The sequence below is a fragment of the Kitasatospora sp. NPDC056138 genome, from assembly GCF_042264695.1.
Taxonomy (GTDB): domain Bacteria; phylum Actinomycetota; class Actinomycetes; order Streptomycetales; family Streptomycetaceae; genus Kitasatospora.
On the sequence record NZ_JBHJVK010000002.1, the window covers coordinates 36,847 to 52,157 of the forward strand.

General features: G+C 73.7%; 13 protein-coding genes and 2 tRNA genes. 8 read left to right on the forward strand and 7 right to left on the reverse strand.

The annotated features are described in order from the left end of the window. The first annotated feature begins 61 nt into the window (after positions 1-61). From ACFC1R_RS01725 to ACFC1R_RS01755, 7 genes are all read left to right on the forward strand, one after another. Entirely contained in the window at positions 62-379 is a 318-nt protein-coding gene (locus tag ACFC1R_RS01725; RefSeq protein ID WP_030304494.1) for an Lsr2 family protein, read from the forward strand. Positions 380-534: 155 nt separating this feature from the next. Further along, positions 535-607, forward strand: a tRNA-Gly gene (locus ACFC1R_RS01730). 30 nt (positions 608-637) lie between these two features. After that, positions 638-713: transfer RNA gene (locus ACFC1R_RS01735), tRNA-Gly, on the forward strand. A 167-nt stretch (positions 714-880) separates the two neighbouring features. Then, positions 881-1,873, forward strand: a complete 993-nt coding sequence (locus ACFC1R_RS01740) for an ABC transporter ATP-binding protein (RefSeq protein ID WP_375931014.1) — start codon at positions 881-883, stop codon at positions 1,871-1,873. Continuing rightward, positions 1,870-2,700 carry an ABC transporter permease gene (locus tag ACFC1R_RS01745; protein WP_375931017.1) on the forward strand — a complete coding sequence of 277 codons (831 nt, stop codon included), beginning with the start codon at positions 1,870-1,872 and terminating at the stop codon, positions 2,698-2,700. Before ACFC1R_RS01740 ends, ACFC1R_RS01745 begins: the two co-directional genes overlap by 4 nt. Before the next feature lie 116 nt (positions 2,701-2,816). Beyond that, positions 2,817-4,076, forward strand: a complete 1,260-nt coding sequence (locus ACFC1R_RS01750) for a sensor histidine kinase (RefSeq protein ID WP_375931020.1) — start codon at positions 2,817-2,819, stop codon at positions 4,074-4,076. Continuing rightward, entirely contained in the window at positions 4,073-4,687 is a 615-nt protein-coding gene (locus tag ACFC1R_RS01755) for a response regulator (RefSeq protein ID WP_375931023.1), read from the forward strand. Before ACFC1R_RS01750 ends, ACFC1R_RS01755 begins: the two co-directional genes overlap by 4 nt. 67 nt (positions 4,688-4,754) lie before the next feature. Here ACFC1R_RS01755 and ACFC1R_RS01760 read toward each other — a convergent pair whose 3' ends face one another. The 4 genes from ACFC1R_RS01760 to purD form a co-directional block, all read right to left on the reverse strand. Then, positions 4,755-5,654, reverse strand: coding sequence for a phosphoribosylaminoimidazolesuccinocarboxamide synthase (locus ACFC1R_RS01760; RefSeq protein WP_375931026.1), 900 nt, complete (start codon positions 5,652-5,654; stop codon positions 4,755-4,757). Positions 5,655-5,881: 227 nt separating this feature from the next. Next, positions 5,882-7,420 (reverse strand): N,N-dimethylformamidase beta subunit family domain-containing protein, encoded by a 1,539-nt coding sequence (locus tag ACFC1R_RS01765; protein WP_375931029.1) that lies wholly within the window; start codon positions 7,418-7,420, stop codon positions 5,882-5,884. A 181-nt stretch (positions 7,421-7,601) separates the two neighbouring features. Continuing rightward, the gene (locus tag ACFC1R_RS01770; protein WP_375931032.1) at positions 7,602-9,170 is read right to left on the reverse strand and encodes a hypothetical protein; all 1,569 of its coding nucleotides are present in this window, start codon (positions 9,168-9,170) and stop codon (positions 7,602-7,604) included. Positions 9,171-9,852: 682 nt separating this feature from the next. Next, complete coding sequence (purD, locus tag ACFC1R_RS01775; RefSeq protein ID WP_375931034.1) at positions 9,853-11,100, reverse strand: phosphoribosylamine--glycine ligase; 1,248 nt, start codon at positions 11,098-11,100, stop codon at positions 9,853-9,855. A 460-nt stretch (positions 11,101-11,560) separates the two neighbouring features. Here purD and ACFC1R_RS01780 point away from each other — a divergent pair, with 460 nt between their 5' ends. Then, a complete protein-coding gene (locus ACFC1R_RS01780) occupies positions 11,561-12,346 on the forward strand; it encodes an SLATT domain-containing protein (RefSeq protein ID WP_375931037.1) in 786 nt (261 codons plus the stop codon). Between the two features lie 258 nt (positions 12,347-12,604). Here ACFC1R_RS01780 and ACFC1R_RS01785 read toward each other — a convergent pair whose 3' ends face one another. From ACFC1R_RS01785 to ACFC1R_RS01795, 3 genes are all read right to left on the reverse strand, one after another. Continuing rightward, on the reverse strand, positions 12,605-13,252 hold the full coding sequence (locus tag ACFC1R_RS01785) for a hypothetical protein (RefSeq protein WP_375931039.1): 648 nt from the start codon (positions 13,250-13,252) through the stop codon (positions 12,605-12,607). Positions 13,253-13,296: 44 nt separating this feature from the next. Continuing rightward, a complete protein-coding gene (locus ACFC1R_RS01790; protein ID WP_375931042.1) occupies positions 13,297-14,274 on the reverse strand; it encodes a GntR family transcriptional regulator in 978 nt (325 codons plus the stop codon). Positions 14,275-14,435: 161 nt separating this feature from the next. Further along, positions 14,436-15,233, reverse strand: coding sequence for a carbon-nitrogen family hydrolase (locus ACFC1R_RS01795; RefSeq protein WP_375931045.1), 798 nt, complete (start codon positions 15,231-15,233; stop codon positions 14,436-14,438). Positions 15,234-15,311 lie beyond the last annotated feature (78 nt).

The following is a 15,311-nucleotide window of genomic DNA, read 5'->3' on the forward strand; positions in this document are numbered from 1 at the left end:
ACAGGGTCGGCGAGCGCAGCCCCGCGCCCGGCGGCCGAATTGCCCGAGAGGATTGACACCCATGGCTCAGCGTGTAGTCGTCACGCTCTCCGACGATCTGGACGGCGGCGCCGCCGCGGAAACCGTCCACTTCGGCGTAGACGGGAAGTCGTACGAGATCGACCTGTCCGTGGACAACGCGGAGAAGCTGCGGGAGGCCCTCGCTCCGTTCGTCGCGGCCGGGCGCCGCCAGAGCCGCACCGGAAAGTCCTTCCGCCGCACCGCGCTCACCCCCGACCCGGCCGCCGTCCGCGCCTGGGCGCAGTCGCGCGGCATGGAGCTGCCCGCCCGCGGCCGCATCCCCAAGCACGTCTACGAGGCTTTCGCCGAGGCCAACTGACCCGGCACGGCGGGCCCGTCGTCCCCACCCCGACCACACCGACGGGAAGGGTGGGGCGACCACCCCGATCCATGGGGTAGAGTATTTCTCGTCGCCGCAACCGGGAGACCGGGACGGCGGCCGGTGCGAGTGGGTGGAAACACCCGGAGCACCGTGCGGACGTGGCTCAGTTGGTAGAGCATCACCTTGCCAAGGTGAGGGTCGCGAGTTCGAATCTCGTCGTCCGCTCGCAGTAAGCGCAGTACAATTGAAGATCATGCGGACGTGGCTCAGTTGGTAGAGCATCACCTTGCCAAGGTGAGGGTCGCGAGTTCGAATCTCGTCGTCCGCTCCAGTTGTGAAGGCCCCCCTCCTCCGAGGGGGGCCTTCGCCGTTTCCGGCACCGGTTTCTCCACCATTCCTTCACCCATGACATTTGTCATCGCCGACCCGTGGATCCGCACCGGGCTCCGATGACGGCACGCACTGCCCGCGCCACCCCGCCGACGGGAGGCTTGAGGCATGAAGCACAGCAGCTCCACCCCGCCCGCCGTCGAGGTCCGCGGCCTGCAGCGCCGATACGGGCCCGCCGGATCCGCCGGCTTCGACGCCGTCCGCGGTCTCGACCTCACCGTCCGCCGGGGCGAGCTCTTCGCCCTGCTCGGCACCAACGGCGCGGGCAAGACCTCCACCATGGAGCTGATCGAGGGGATGGCCGCACCCACCGCGGGAGAAGTCCGGGTGCTCGGCCACGACCCGTACAGGGAGCGGGCGGCGGTCCGGCCCCGGATCGGGATCATGCTGCAGGAGGGCGGCTTCCCCTCCGACCTCACCGTCGCCGAGACCGGCCGCACCTGGGCCGGGCTGACCAGCGACGCCCGCCCGGTGGACGAGGCCCTCGACCTGGTCGGCCTGCTGGACCGGCGCAGCGTCCGGGTCAAGCAGCTCTCCGGCGGCGAGCGGCGCCGGCTCGACCTGGCGATGGCCCTGCTCGGCCGCCCCGAGGTGCTCTTCCTCGACGAGCCGTCGACCGGTCTCGACCCGGAGGCCCGCGCCGCCGTCTGGCGGCTGGTCCGCGAGCTGCGCGGCCAGGGCACCACGGTGCTGCTGACCACGCACTACCTGGAGGAGGCGGAGGAGCTCGCCGACCGGCTCGCCATCATGCACCGGGGCCGGGTGGTCACCGGGGGCACCGTCGCCGAGGTGATCGCCGACCGCCCCTCCCGGATCAGCTTCGAACTGCCCGAGCGCCAGGGCCGGTACGAGGACCTCACCCTGCCCGCCCTCGACGCCGAGGTCAGCTCCGAGGGCCGCCGGATCACCCTGCGCACCCCGCGTCTCCAGGCCACCCTCACCGAACTGCTCGGCTGGGCCGCGCACCACGAGCTCGCCCTCGGCGGGCTGGACGCCCGCAGCGCCTCGCTCGAGGAGGCCTTCCTCGCCATCGCCGCCGAGGCCGGCTCCGACACCGACACCACCCCCACCGCTCCCGCCCTGATCGGATCCGCCCGATGACCACCGCGACCGCCACTGCCACCGCCACCGCCGCGTCCTCGCCGCTCAGCCGCCTGTTCGCCCTCGGACGCGCCGAGACCACGCTGCTGATGCGCAACCGCACCGCACTGTTCATGGCCCTCGCCATGCCGGTGATGATGATCGGCGGGGTGCGCAGCATGCTCAAGCAGGTGGCCCAGCACAGCCAGGGCCTCGACCAGCACGCCGCCATGGTCAACGGGGTGACCGGGCTGATCCTGATGTTCGTCGTCTACTACAACCTCACCGCCGCGTACGTCGCACGGCGCGGTGAGCTGGTGCTCAAGCGGCTGCGCACCGGCGAGGCGACCGATCTGGAGATCCTCGCTGGGACGGCGGTGCCCTCGGTGGTGCTCGCGCTGCTGCAGTGCGCCGTGCTGGGCGTGGCCGCGGCCGCGGTGCTGCACCTCCCGGCCCCGGTGAACCCGCTGCTGCTGGTGGCCGGACTCGGTTTCGCCCTGGTGCTGCTGGTCGCCCTCGCCGCGCTCTCCAGCGCCTTCACCAAGTCCGTCGAGAGCGCCGGGATCACCACCCTGCCGGTGACCCTGGTCGCCCAGTTCGGCTCCGGGCTGCTGATCCCGCTCGAGGTGTTGCCGGATCAGCTCGCCACCTTCTGCCGCGCCCTGCCCACCACCCCGGCCTTCCAGCTGCTGCGGCTCGGCTGGTTCGGCACCGACGGCTCCGCCGCCGCCACCGACTTCGCCGGTACCTGGGCCGAGGCCGCCCCTCATCTCGGCCTGGCCGCCGCCTGGACCGCCGCCGCCTGCTGGGCCGCCCGGCGCTGGTTCCGCTGGGAGCCCCGCCGCTGAGACCGGCTCAGTTCGCCGGGCCCGGTTCGGTTCGCCGGGCCCGGTTCGGTTCGCCCACCCCCGACTGATAGGAAGACAGCACGACCATGGCTGAACGGGGATGGGGAAGCACCGCGGTGGATCTGAGCAGACCGGTACGTCGTTGGCGGGCCAGCGGGAAGCCCCAACGCACCGAGGCGTACATCCGCTGGTCGGTCTACCTGACCGAGGCGCTGCAGGTGCTGATGGCCCTGAGCGCTGCCGGCACCACGCGGGACGCCTCGTACCCCGGCCGCCTGCTGCTGGTCGCACTGGCGGTCTCCGTACTGTCCACCACGGTCTCCATCGGCTGCTTCCGGACCACGCTGGATCACTACCTGGGCCGTCGTCAGCGACCCACCGCCTGGCTGGTCGCCGCCGTCGTGACGATCGTCGCCGGCAACACCGCCCTGCTGTTGCTCGCACCGGTTCCCGGGGCCGGCGAACTGCCCGTCACCGCAACCCAGGCCGCCTACACGACCGCCCTCGGCTTCGCCGGTGCGGCACTCGCCTTGTCAATCCGGGCCGGCGTGCTGGGCGCCGCGGGCGTGGTGCTGCTGATCCTCCCGGCCGGACTCCTCGCCGGGGTGTCGCCGGCCACCACGCTCGGTCTGATGTTCGGCATGACCATCTGGCTCGCGATGCTGATGGCCGCCTGGCGCTGTTCGGCCTGGATCGTCTCGGTGGTCTGGGAACTGGACGCCGCACGGGAGACCCAGGCGCAGCTGGCGGTGGCCGAGGAGCGGCTGCGCTTCTCGCGCGACCTGCACGACGTGATGGGCCGCAACCTGACCACCATCGCGCTGAAGAGCGAGCTCGCCGTCCAACTGGCCCGCCGGGGCCGCCCGGAGGCCGCCGAGCAGATGGCGGAGGTGCAGCGGATCGCCCAGGAGTCCCAGCGCGAGGTCCGCGATGTCGTCCGCGGCTACCGGGCCGCCGACCTGCAGGCCGAACTGACCGGCGCGCGTTCGGTGCTGCGCGCCGCCCAGGTCGAGTGCACCGTCGAACTCGCCGAGGGAACCACCGCGATGCCGCCGGCCGTCCAGTCGGTGCTCGGCTGGGTGATCCGCGAGGCGACCACCAACGTGCTGCGGCACAGCGATGCCAGGTACTGCTCGATCCGGCTGCGACTGGCCGACGGCCGGGCCGTGCTGGAGATCGAGAACGACGGCGTGCCCACGATCCCCAAGCCCAGTACGGGCAGTGGCACCGGGCTGGCCGGACTCCGCGAGAGGCTGGTCGTCCTCGGCGGCGAACTCACCTGCGGTCGGCCCGGATCCGGCCGCCACCGGCTGACCGCCGCCCTGTCCCTGACCGCCGGTTCGCCCGACACCGCCCTGGAGGCCTCCACCCCATGACCGAGCCCGTACGCGTCCTGCTCGCCGACGACGAGCACCTGATCCGTGGCGCCCTGGCCGCGCTGCTGGCCCTGGAGGACGACATCGTCGTGGTCGCCCAGGCCGCCTCCGGGCCCGAGGCACTGGCGATGGCCCAGGCCCACCGGCCGGACGTCGCCGTCCTCGACCTGCAGATGCCCGGCCTGGACGGCATCGAGGTCGCCGCCGAGCTGCGCCACCTGCTGCCGGAGTGCCGGACCATGATCGTCACGGGCCACGGCCGTCCCGGCTACCTCAAGCGGGCGCTGGAGGTCGGGGTGCGCGGGTTCCTGCCCAAGACCGTCTCGGCGGAGGAGCTGGCCCGCATCATCCGCACGGTCCTGGCCGGTGGGCGCTTCGTCGACCCCGAGCTGGCCGCCGACGCGATCAGCGCCGGGGACAGCCCGCTCACCCCCCGGGAGACCGACGTCCTGGAACTGGCCGCCGACGGCACCTCGGTCGCCGAGATAGCCGTACGGGCCTCGCTCTCCCCCGGCACCGTCCGCAACTACCTCTCCTCGGCCGCCACCAAGCTGGGCGCCGAGAACCGGCACGCAGCCGTCCGGGTGGCCCGCGAACACGGCTGGATCTGACCTCCCCAAAGACGGTGCCAGGACCCGGGCGGGGCCGGTCCGGCCGGACCGGCCCCGGGGGTGGTGCTCAGGCCCAGGAGAGGCCGGTCAGGCGCTCGTACGCCTCGACGTACTTGGCCCGGACGCGCTCGAGGACCTCGGCGGGGAGGGCGGGCGGCGGCAGTTCGCTCCCGCGGTCCCAGCCCGACTCCGGCGAGGTGAGCCAGTCGCGGACGATCTGCTTGTCGAAGGAGGGCTGGGCGTGGCCCGGCTCCCACTCGTCGGCGGGCCAGAAGCGGGAGGAGTCGGGGGTGAGCACCTCGTCGCCGATCACCAGCTGGCCGTCCAGCAGGCCGAACTCGAACTTGGTGTCGGCCAGGATGATCCCGCGGTCGCGGGCGATGTCCCGGGCCAGCGAGTAGACGGCCAGCGTGGTCTGCCGCAGGGTCGCGGCCAGCTCGGTGCCGATCCGGCGGGCGGTCTCCTCGTAGGGGACGTTCTCGTCGTGCTCGCCGACCTCGGCCTTGAGCGCGGGGGTGTAGATCGGGGCGGGCAGCTCGGAGCCGTCCTCCAGGCCCTCGGGCAGGACGATGCCGCAGACCGTGCGGTCCGTCCGGTACTCCAGCAGGCCGGAGCCGGTCAGGTAGCCACGGGCCACGCACTCCACCGGGATCATCTCCAGGCTGCGGCAGATCAGCGTGCGGCCCTTCCAGTCGGCGGGGGCGCCAGCCGGGACCTCGGTCGAGATCACGTGGTTGGGCACGATCTCGGCGATCCGGTCGAACCACCACAGGGAGAGCTGGGTGAGGATCCGGCCCTTGTCCGGGATCTCGTTGGGCAGCACCCAGTCGAAGGCCGAGGTCCGGTCGCTGGCCACCATCACCAGGTCGCCGTTCTCGGCTCGGTAGAGGTCGCGCACCTTGCCGGTGTGCAGGTGGACCAGGCCGGGTACCTGCACCGGCTCGGGCTTGGTGACAAATCCGCTCAAGGTCGTCTCAGTCCTCAGGGTGGTTCTCGCGCCGCTGCGGCAAGAAAGGGGAGGTCACTGGCCCCGAGTCTGTCACGAAGCCCTTTCCCGCTCCGTTCCACGCGCGTAGCGCCCACCCCTTACGCGGCCGGCCGGACCGGGCCTCCCGAGCCCCGGCCGCCGGCTGCCGCAACTGCCTGTCTCCGCCGACCTGCTGGCCTGCCGGCCTGCTGCCCGGGCCGACGTGCTCAGCCCTCCTTGCAGAGGTGGTCCAGCAGGTTGGCGGTGGCCCGCTGGACGCGCTCGTCGGTGTGGCCCGGGCGGTCGAGCGCCGGTGACCAGGCGAAAGTCCCGGCCGCGAAGACGTACGCACCGCTGGGAGCCCGGTAGAGCGAGGTCTCCTGGTAGCGGGGCTTTCCCAGGGCGTCGCGGTACGGGGAGTGGGCGAGCAGGATCCGCTCGGTGTTCTCCGGCAGGGCGACCCGCGGGAAGTAGCAGTCCGCCTCGCCGGCGACCAGCCCGGGGAGCTGCTCGCCCTCCCGCAGACCGGTGCCCTCCCAGAGCCAGTGCGAGGTGTTCCTGGCCACCAGCGGGACGGGTGTCGGCACGCTCCCGGTGTACTGGATGCCGAGCAGGTGCTGCTCCGGCTCACCCGCGTCCCGCCAGAGCCCGCTCTGGCTGCCGGGCACCCCGGCCGCCGGGTGCCCGGCCGGAACGCGCTGGCGCTTGCGGCAGTTGAGCAGCCGGTTCGGCTCCCCGGACGGGCCGGCCGTCAGCTCGACCCGCCAGTACATGGTGTTGGCCGAGAGGAAGACCAGCGAAGTCCCGCCGTCCCTGGCCCGCTCCACCGTCCGCCGCATCGGCTCGGACCAGTACTCGTCGTGCCCGGGGAAGATCAGCGCCTTGTGCCGGGCCGGATCGACCAGACCGGCGTGCAGGTCGGAGGCGGTGGCGTAGGCGAGGTCGTAGCCGTACCGCTCCGCCCAACGGATGAAGTCGTAGGCGTGGCCGACGTGCAGCGGCAGCCCGGCACCGGCGTGCGGCCGGTCGAAGGAGACCGTGACGGCTGCCTCCCCCTCGCCCACCAGCCGCCCCTCGTCGTCCCAGGCGTGGTAGAGGCTGGCACCGCGCCGCCCGTCCTCGGGAAAGAGGTTGTACGCCTGCCAGGTCACGTCGGGCAGCACCAGCAGCAGCTCGCACGGGTGGGTCGGCTCGGCGAAGTCCCGGACCGTGAAGGGGATGTGACTGCGGTGCAGGTTGTCCGCCGTGGTGAGCACCGCGACGTACGCACCCGGCCTCCAGTGCTGCGGGATGTGCAGCCGCCAGGACTGCCACCAGTGGTGGCAGGAGACCGTGCGGCTGACCACCAGCGGCGCGGCCTGGGCCACTCCGGCGATCAGCGGGCTCGACGTCGTGTGGTGGGCGCCGTCGCCCCCGTAGTGGCCGATCCGGTAGACGTCCACGCTGAACTCGCGCGGCGGGTTCACGGTGACCCGGAAGTCCACCGAGCCGCCGGGGCGGACCACGCCCGCCGAGGCGAAGCCCTTGATCTGCTGGTTCACGTCGTCCGCGTTGACCGGGGTGCCGATCGGCGGCCTGGGCCGCGGCGTCGCCAGCGGCTGCTGGCCGGGGGCGTCCACGCTGACGTACCAGGGGACTGCCCCCTCCACCCCGGCCAGGTACTGGTCCGGACTCCGCAGCCAGGGCAGCGGTCCTTGCCCGAAGGGGTCCGAGACGCCGTGTGCCAGCGTGCCCGACTCCCAGCGGTGGTTGAGTTCCGTCCCCACGCGCCCCTCCCACAGTTACCGGGCCCGGCCCGGCGCTCCCCCGCCCGGTGGCATGTGCCACATGTATGTGCGTGCTGCGGTCTAGCACACCACAAAGTGCTGGCGCTGCGTCACCCCACGGTAGCAACAAGTGTTGTTGAAACCCGGTGAGCTGCCGCGATCTCGGGCAACCCGCCCGGATTCAGAGGCGCACGGGGCGCTCGAGACGGACGCCCGCGCCCTCCAGCCAGGCGCGCAACGGTGCACCCTCGCCCTGCTCGACCGCCAGCGCCACCGGGCCCGCGGGATCGGCCCCGCGCTTGCCGTCCAGCAGCAGTACGGGGCCGTCCAGCCAGTCCAGGCCGGGCGTACCGGTACCGGTGTCCACCGCCGTGCAGCAGACCAGCCCGGTCGCGTGCTCGACCAGCAGGTCGCGGCCGCTGCGCTCGGGCTGCAACACAGGCGCACTCCGGCCGCTGCGCGCCAACTGGATGGCGAGAGCGGCGGACAGCGGCTCGCCGCCACCGTCCGCGAGCCGGGCCAGCAGGGCGGCCAGCACCGGGCCCGCGGCACCGCTGCGCCCGACGCCGTCCGGTGCCCCGTTCACCCGGCCGGAACCGCCCGCGTGGGCCCGTCCGGCGCCCTCCAGCGCCGCCTGCAGGGCGGCCGCCTGGGTGCGCCAGCCCGGATCCACCACCTGCGCCGGGTAGTCCGCCCAGTCGAGGTCCTGCCAGCCGGCGGCGGGGGCACCGAAGAAGAGTTCGGCGGCGAGCAGCGAGACGGCCGTGTCCACCTCGCCCGGCTCCTCCAGCAGGTCGCAGGCGGGACGGTCGCCGAGCCGTGTCTCGTACCCGTCGGCGAGCCGGTCCCGGCGGGAGAGCTCGGTCAGGGCGGAGACCACCCCCGCGTTCAGGTGGGTGGGCAGCCGGCCGAGCCGCCAGGCGGGCAGCGCGACCCGGTTGAGCAACCGGTCCCAGCCCGCGTAGGCCAGGCCGACCTGCTCCTGGGCGGCGATCCGCAGGCCGTAGTCGACCGATTTGGCGTGGTCGGAGGCCCAGGCGGCGACCGAGCGCTCCAGCTCGGCCGAGTGGTCGCGGCAGGCCGCGAGCAGCCGGCGGGTGATCCCGTCCACCAGGGCGGCCGGGCCACGGCGGGTGCCCGAGGAGGAGTCCAGCGCGGCGTCCAGGCTGCGGACGAAGCGGCGGGCGGCGGCGATCTCCGGATCGGCGGCGGCCGCCGTACCCGCCACCACGGGGGCGAGCAGGGCCCGCAGCTCCCCGGCCCGCATCCACCACAGGAAGGGCGAACCGATCACCAGCACCGGCGCGGGCGCCTCGGCCCGGCGGCGGGCGAACAGGCCGCCGCGCGGATGGGCGTCCTCCAGCCAGCTGTCGCAGTCGGGGGTGAGCGCGATACCGGACGGGGCCGGCACCTCCAGGCGCTCCGCCAGCTCGCCGATCAGCCGGTACAGCTCCGGGGCGGACGCCTCCGTCACCGGCACGGCAGGGGTGCTCGGCACGACGGCCCTGGCGTGCGCCCGGGCCACCAGAGCGGCGACCAGCAGGACCACCACCGCGACCGCACCGACCACCCAGCGGGCGGTGTCCCACACCGCGGCGTCGGCGGCGCCCGGTGCGCCGATCCGCCCGGTGAACCGGCCGGCCAGCAGCACCACGGCGAGGGCGGCGGGCAGCGCGGCGACGGCCGCACCGCGCCCTCGCACCCGCAGCAGAGCCTGGGCATGTGCGCGGGCAGCTTCCACAGCGGCCATTCGACGCGGCACCCCCTTCGGAGCCCGAGGTCGGTGATCGCACACCCCGCGGAGGAGGTGCGCAACGGTCCGGACACCCGAGCCGACTCGAAATGATCAGTTCAGACCGGGCGGCGACCTGCACCGATACCGGTCGTGCATCCTGCATGGCACTTCTGACAGTTTTGACGCCAGCGTGCGGGCGGGTGTTCCGGATCGGCCCGCTTTCCACCCGTCCTGGTGACGGTGCACGCCTTCAGCATCCCCCCGACCGCCCCGGACGCCACCCGGTACCGCGCGCGACGGCCCGGACCGGGCCACCGCGATCCGGCACGGTCCAGCGCACCATAAGGCCCGTGTACCGACTGCGTCAGCCGGATGGCGAGTACGTCACCCGAAGGGCTGGAATCCGGGCCTCGCCCGGCGTGGCGCACGGCCTCCGCCCGGCGTCGTGGCACTGCTCCGCGGCGATACCCCCGGCCGGGGGCGGAGCCGGGCAGAGCGGGGCAGGGACGGGCGGATCAGGGCAGGGACGGGCGGAGCGCACGAGGGCGCGGGGAGCCGCCCGCGACGGAGGGGCCCGGGTGACGCAGACGCCTTCCGTCGCGCGGCTCCCCGCGCCCTCCCCCACCCTCCGGTCGTCCGGGAGGGTGGGGTGTACTCCGTGGCCGCACCCGGGGCAGCCCGCCCCGGAGCGGGGGTCCTACTGCCGGGCGGCCTTCAGGGCGATGTCGGTGCGGTGGTGCGCGCCCTTGAGGGTGATCCGCCCGACGCCCTGGTAGGCCCGGGTGCGGGCCTCGGCGAGGTCCCGGCCGGTCGCGGTGACCGAGAGGACGCGCCCGCCGGCGCTGAGCACCCGGCCGTCCTCGTCCGCCCGGGTACCCGCGTGCAGCACGTGCACCGAACCGTCGGCCTCCGCCTCGGCCAGGCCCTCGATCGGGTCGCCGGTGCGCGGCGCCGCCGGGTAGCCCTCGGAGGCGATCACCACGGTGACCGCGGCGCCCTCGTCCCAGCGAAGCGGCTCCAGCTCGGCCAGGGCGCCCTGGGCGGCGGCCAGCAGCACGCCCGCCAGCGGGGTCTGCAGCCGGGCCAGCACCACCTGGGTCTCCGGGTCGCCGAAGCGCGCGTTGAACTCGATCACCCGGGTGCCGCGCGAGGTGAGCGCGAGACCGGCGTACAGCAGGCCGGAGAACGGGGTGCCCCGGTGGCGCAGCTCGTCCACGGTGGGCTGCAGTACGGTCCGCAGCACCTCCTCGACCAGGCCCTCGGGGGCCCACGGCAGCGGCGAGTAGGCGCCCATGCCACCGGTGTTCGGGCCCTCGTCGCCGTCCAGGGCGCGCTTGAAGTCCTGCGCGGGCACCAGCGGGAGGACGGTGGTGCCGTCGGTGATCGCGAACAGCGAGACCTCGGGGCCGTCCAGGTACTCCTCGATGACGACCTGCCCGCAGGACGCGGCGTGGGCCAGCGCGGCGGCGCGGTCGGAGGTGACCACGACGCCCTTTCCGGCGGCCAGGCCGTCGTCCTTGACCACGTACGGGGCGCCGAAGGCGTCCAGCGCCTCGGCGGCCTCCTCGGCGGTGGTGCAGACGTAGGAGCGGGCGGTGGGGACACCGGCGCCGGCCATCACGTCCTTGGCGAAGGCCTTGGAGCCCTCCAGCCGGGCCGCCTCGGCGGAGGGGCCGAAGACCGGGATGGAGGCCGCGCGCAGCGGCTCGGCGACACCCGCCACCAGCGGGGCCTCCGGGCCGATCACGACCAGGTCGGCGGCCAGCCGCCGGGCCAGCGCGGTGACCTCCGCGCCGTCCAGCTGGTCGACCGGGTGGACCGTCGCCACCTGCGCGATCCCGGCGTTGCCCGGGGCGCAGTGCAGCTCGGTGACGGCGGGATCTTGGGACAGAGAGCGGCACAGGGCGTGTTCGCGGGCGCCGCCGCCGATGACGAGGACCTTCACGCCGGACAGGGTAGTCGGTGGCTCGTTCGACGCACTCGCCGGTCCCGTCGGAAGCTCCAATACCGGCGGATTTTCCCGCCGTCCATTTGGAGGAATCTCCAAGCAGAGGGGGGTTCCGACCGCTCCGCACCCCGGGTCAGGTCGAAGAGTCGCAGTTCGCTCGCTCGGAAGGGTGAAATCTCACTGCCCGCCGAAACCCTCCCACCTCGGCATACCGAGGTGAAATCCGATAACGATCACCCCTGAACCGGCCCCATGCTCAGCCATTTGGCGGTAAGAGTTTGTCTCGGAGAACCACCGGCACAGACCGGTGCACGGCACCATTGGGCGGCCCACACCCGCGCACGGCGCCGAACCAGTCCGATGAAGCGTCACAGGATCGGGCGTCAGACCGACGTCCCGTCAGTCCCGGTAGCCCGCCGGGGCGTCAGCAGTCCGCCCGCCACAGGGAGCCCCACAGGTGAGCCAGCCGGAAATGCAGCCAGAGGAGAGCCCCTGGGGCAAGGAAGTCGGCGAGGAGGACCAACCCGCCATGCCCTCCACGGAGCGCACGCCCACCCGCCGCCGCGCCGATCTGAGCGCCCGCCAGTTCCCGCTCGGGGACTGGGGCGAGCCCGCCGAGCGGCTGGAGGAGCTCTACCGCTGGTCCGAGGAGCGGGCCGTCGAGGCGATCGAGTGGTACCACCGCGACCGGATCTGGAAGCGCCGCTGGGCCCGGCTGCTGCGGTTCGGCGCGGCCGGCTTCGCCGTCGCCGGGGCGAGCGCCCCGCTGGTCGCACTCACCGGCCTCGCCGGGCAGGCGGCGAACTGGGGGTACGTCGGCCTGGTGCTCTCCGCCGCGAGCCTGGGCGCGGACCGGGCCTTCGGGCTGACGTCCGGCTGGATGCGCGACGTCAGCACCGCGCAGGCGCTGCAACGGCGGCTCGAGGCCTTCCAGTTCGACTGGGCGTCGGAGTGCGTGCGCGAGGTGCTCGGTCCCACCGAGGGCACCGCGGGGGAGGCGGCCGAGCGCTGCCTGGGGGTGCTGCGGCGGTTCTGCGAGGACATCTCGGACATGGTCCGCAGCGAGACCTCCGAGTGGATGCTGGAGTTCCGGGCCACCATGACCCAGCTGCCCACCCAGGCCGCCGGGCCCTGGGGCGGCCGCAGCGAGGGCGGCTCGGGCGCCCAGGTCCGCGTCCTGCCCTCCCCCGGCACCCGGCCCACCATGCCCCGCCAGCGGCCCCCGGAGGGGCCGCTGCGCTGACCGCCGGCCCGGCGGAAGCCCCCGGTCGGACGGTCGGGGGCTTCCGGCAGCACGGGGACGCGCCCGCCGGCACGGGGACGCGTGCGGGAGCGGACCGAACCGTGCCGGGCCGGACCCGACCGGGCTGGGTTGGGTTGGGTTGGGCCGGACCCGACCGCACGGCGCTGACCGCCCGTCGGCTCGGGTCGGGGCCGTCCTGCGGTGCGTGCGCCCGGCCGTGCCGCCGACCGGGGTTCGCCCCTGGCCGGAGGGCGACCGTCAGGCGAAGACGATCATCGAGCCCTGGGTGACGCTCCGGGTGGCCGCCGCGTAGAGGCCGGCCCAGGCGTGCCGTTCCCTGGCATAGGGGTGCAGGTCGTCCAGCGGCGGGCCGAACGGCTGCTCGAGGCCGGTCGGGCCGAGCGGGCGGGTCGGCGCCGGAGGGTTGTACACGTCGATGCCCAGCACCGGTGCCACCGCCTGGAGTTCCCGCAGCAGCCCCTGCGAGGAGCCGAGCGGGCCGCCGGACTCCAGCAGGTTCTCGGCCACCACCGGCAGCAGGAAGTCGATCGGGACGTACGCCCCGGCGTGGTCGAAGTGCCAGACCAGGTGCGACTGTTCGGCCGTGCTCTCGAACATCTCCAGCAGCTGCTCGTAGTCGCCGCCGAGCTCGTCCACCGGCGTGATCTCGAAGCCGGTCAGGCCCAACAGGTAGGCACGGCGCAGGAAGTGGAGCGAGTTGTAGTCGAACGCGGCCACCGGCTCGACGTCGCCGGTTATCCCGGGCATGTGCTCGTACACCGGGACCTCGGGCAGCCCCTGGGCGGTGAGCGCGAGGTTGTAGCGCCGGAGGTCGTCCCGGAACGGGTTCTCCGGGCTGTGGGTCAGCTTGTCCACGAGCGGGACCAGCCACAGGTCGCAGGCCATCGGCCGGCTCTTCCTCTCCGCAGGGCGGGCAACGACGGCCCACCCTATCGGCCCGGTGCGGGCTCCTCGTTCCCCGGTCGGGACGTGCGCACCGGCCGCCCGAACCTCCCCCAGCCCCCGGCCTGGGGCGCCCCCCCGGGCGGCACGAAGCGCGGCAGCGGCACCAGTCCGAGACCGACCTCCGCCACCTCGCGCGTCTCCGGCGGCGCGGGCTGTCCGCCCGGCCCCCCCTGCGACGGCGCCGGCGACGGCGTGGGGGGAGCGTCCACCGACAGGTGCTCGCGGAGCAGCGGCAGGACGCCGACCGACTCCAGCGGCTGCCCGGTCAGCGAGGCCAGCAGCTCGACGGTGAACAGGTTGTACTCGTTGACCAGCCGGTGCGTTCCGGCCAGGTCGCGGGCCTCGATCCGGTCCACCAGTCCGATGTGCCCGGCCCAGCAGACGCCGCTGAGGTTGTCCGCCGCGCGCAGGTGGGGCGCCGCGAACATCCAGGACTGCACCCGCAGCCAGTCCAGGTAGTCGCCGATCCGGCGGTTGCCGACCAGCAGGCCGACCTCCTGCCAGAACCGCCGGTCGCAGCCGACCAGGACGTCCAGCTGACCTGCCTGGGAGGCGCGGACGGCGGCCTCGGCCCGACGGCGCAGCGAGGGCAGCCGGGTCCAGTCCGGTCCCGGCACACCGGGGCCGCCGCGACCGGCGGCGAGCTGGCGCAGCGAGCTGTCGGTGAGCAGGGTCCTGGCCTCGAAGATCTCCAGGAAGTCGGCCCAGGTGAACTCGGGAACCGTGAAGCCCCGGTGGTGCTCGGCCCGGAGCAGTCCCTGCGCGGCGAGGTCGACCAGCGCCTCCCTGGCCGGGGTCGCCGAGACCCCGTACTGCTCGGCGATCTCCTTGACGGTGAAGTTCCGGCCCGCCGCGAGGCGCCCGGCCATCATCTCCTCGCGCAGCGCGCCGGCGATCTGTTCGCGCAGGCTGTTGCGCTGGATGGCGGGGTGGCCGCCCCCGGAGTCGAAGGAGTTGGGCATTCCGGTCGCGACCTCCTCTTCCGGGCTCGGCAAACGCGACGGTGGCTCATCTTCTCAAATGTGTCCACCGAGTGCGCAAGAGCCTTAACCCCGGCCATACCGGGACACCGGACCGAGTTCGCCGCCGCCGGGTGTCCGACCTGCGCTCCCCGGTGTCCGAGTCAGCGCTGCACCGGGGCCGGAATACCGAGCAGGCGGTCGCGGTGCACCGGGAAATCGGCCCGGGCCCTGGCGGTCTCCCCGGGGTCGAACTCCACCGTGAGCACCTCCTCACCCGCACCCGCCTCGGCCAGTACCCGGCCCCACGGGTCGACCACGATGCTGTGGCCCGCCTGCTCGACCCCGCCGTGCGTCCCGGCCGTGTTGCAGGCCAGTACGTAGGCCTGCTCCTCCACCGCGCGGGCACGCGCGAGCAGCGTCCAGTGCTCGCGCCGGCGCTCCGGCCAGGCGGCGGGGACCACCAGCAGTTCGGAGCCGGCGTCCAGCAGGGCCCGGAACAGCTCGGGGAAGCGCAGGTCGTAGCAGGTGGCCAGGCCGAGGGTGCCGAAGTCGGTGGTGGCGGTGACGATCTCCTGACCCGCCCCCATCGCGACCGCCTCGCCGCTGTCGAAGCCGAAGCGGTGGATCTTGCGGTAGGTGTGCTGCAGCTCACCGTCGGGGGCGAAGAAGAGCGAGGTGTTGTAGATCGGCCCGTCCGGATCGCGCTCCACGATCGACCCCGCGTGCAGCCACACCCCGGCCGCCCTGGCGGCGGCCGACATCGCTTCGGCGGTCGGCCCGTCCAGTGGCTCGGCCCCGCCCGACCAGGCGTCGTACGCGAACCCGCCGAGCGGCCAGAGCTCGGGCAGGACGACCAGATCGGCCCCCTCCTGCGCCCGGACCAGGGCTGCTGCCCTGGCCCGCCGCTCGGCGGGCGGCTCGGTGTCGGAGACCGCGAGTTGGATCAATGAAGCGCGCACACTACCACCGTCCATGGCACCCGTCCTACGATCGTCACCCGAAAGCGCTGCCCAGCTGTCATCCGGCAGCGTAACGTG

Excerpts from the sequence above, each read along its gene's own strand:
- ACFC1R_RS01725 (WP_030304494.1), top strand. The coding sequence starts at position 62 with ATGGCTCAGCGTGTAGTCGTCACGCTCTCCGACGATCTGGACGGCGGC.
- ACFC1R_RS01740 (WP_375931014.1), top strand. The coding sequence starts at position 881 with ATGAAGCACAGCAGCTCCACCCCGCCCGCCGTCGAGGTCCGCGGCCTG.
- ACFC1R_RS01745 (WP_375931017.1), top strand. The coding sequence starts at position 1,870 with ATGACCACCGCGACCGCCACTGCCACCGCCACCGCCGCGTCCTCGCCG.
- ACFC1R_RS01755 (WP_375931023.1), top strand. The coding sequence starts at position 4,073 with ATGACCGAGCCCGTACGCGTCCTGCTCGCCGACGACGAGCACCTGATC.
- ACFC1R_RS01770 (WP_375931032.1), bottom strand. The coding sequence starts at position 9,170 with ATGGCCGCTGTGGAAGCTGCCCGCGCACATGCCCAGGCTCTGCTGCGG.
- ACFC1R_RS01785 (WP_375931039.1), bottom strand. The coding sequence starts at position 13,252 with ATGGCCTGCGACCTGTGGCTGGTCCCGCTCGTGGACAAGCTGACCCAC.
- ACFC1R_RS01790 (WP_375931042.1), bottom strand. The coding sequence starts at position 14,274 with ATGCCCAACTCCTTCGACTCCGGGGGCGGCCACCCCGCCATCCAGCGC.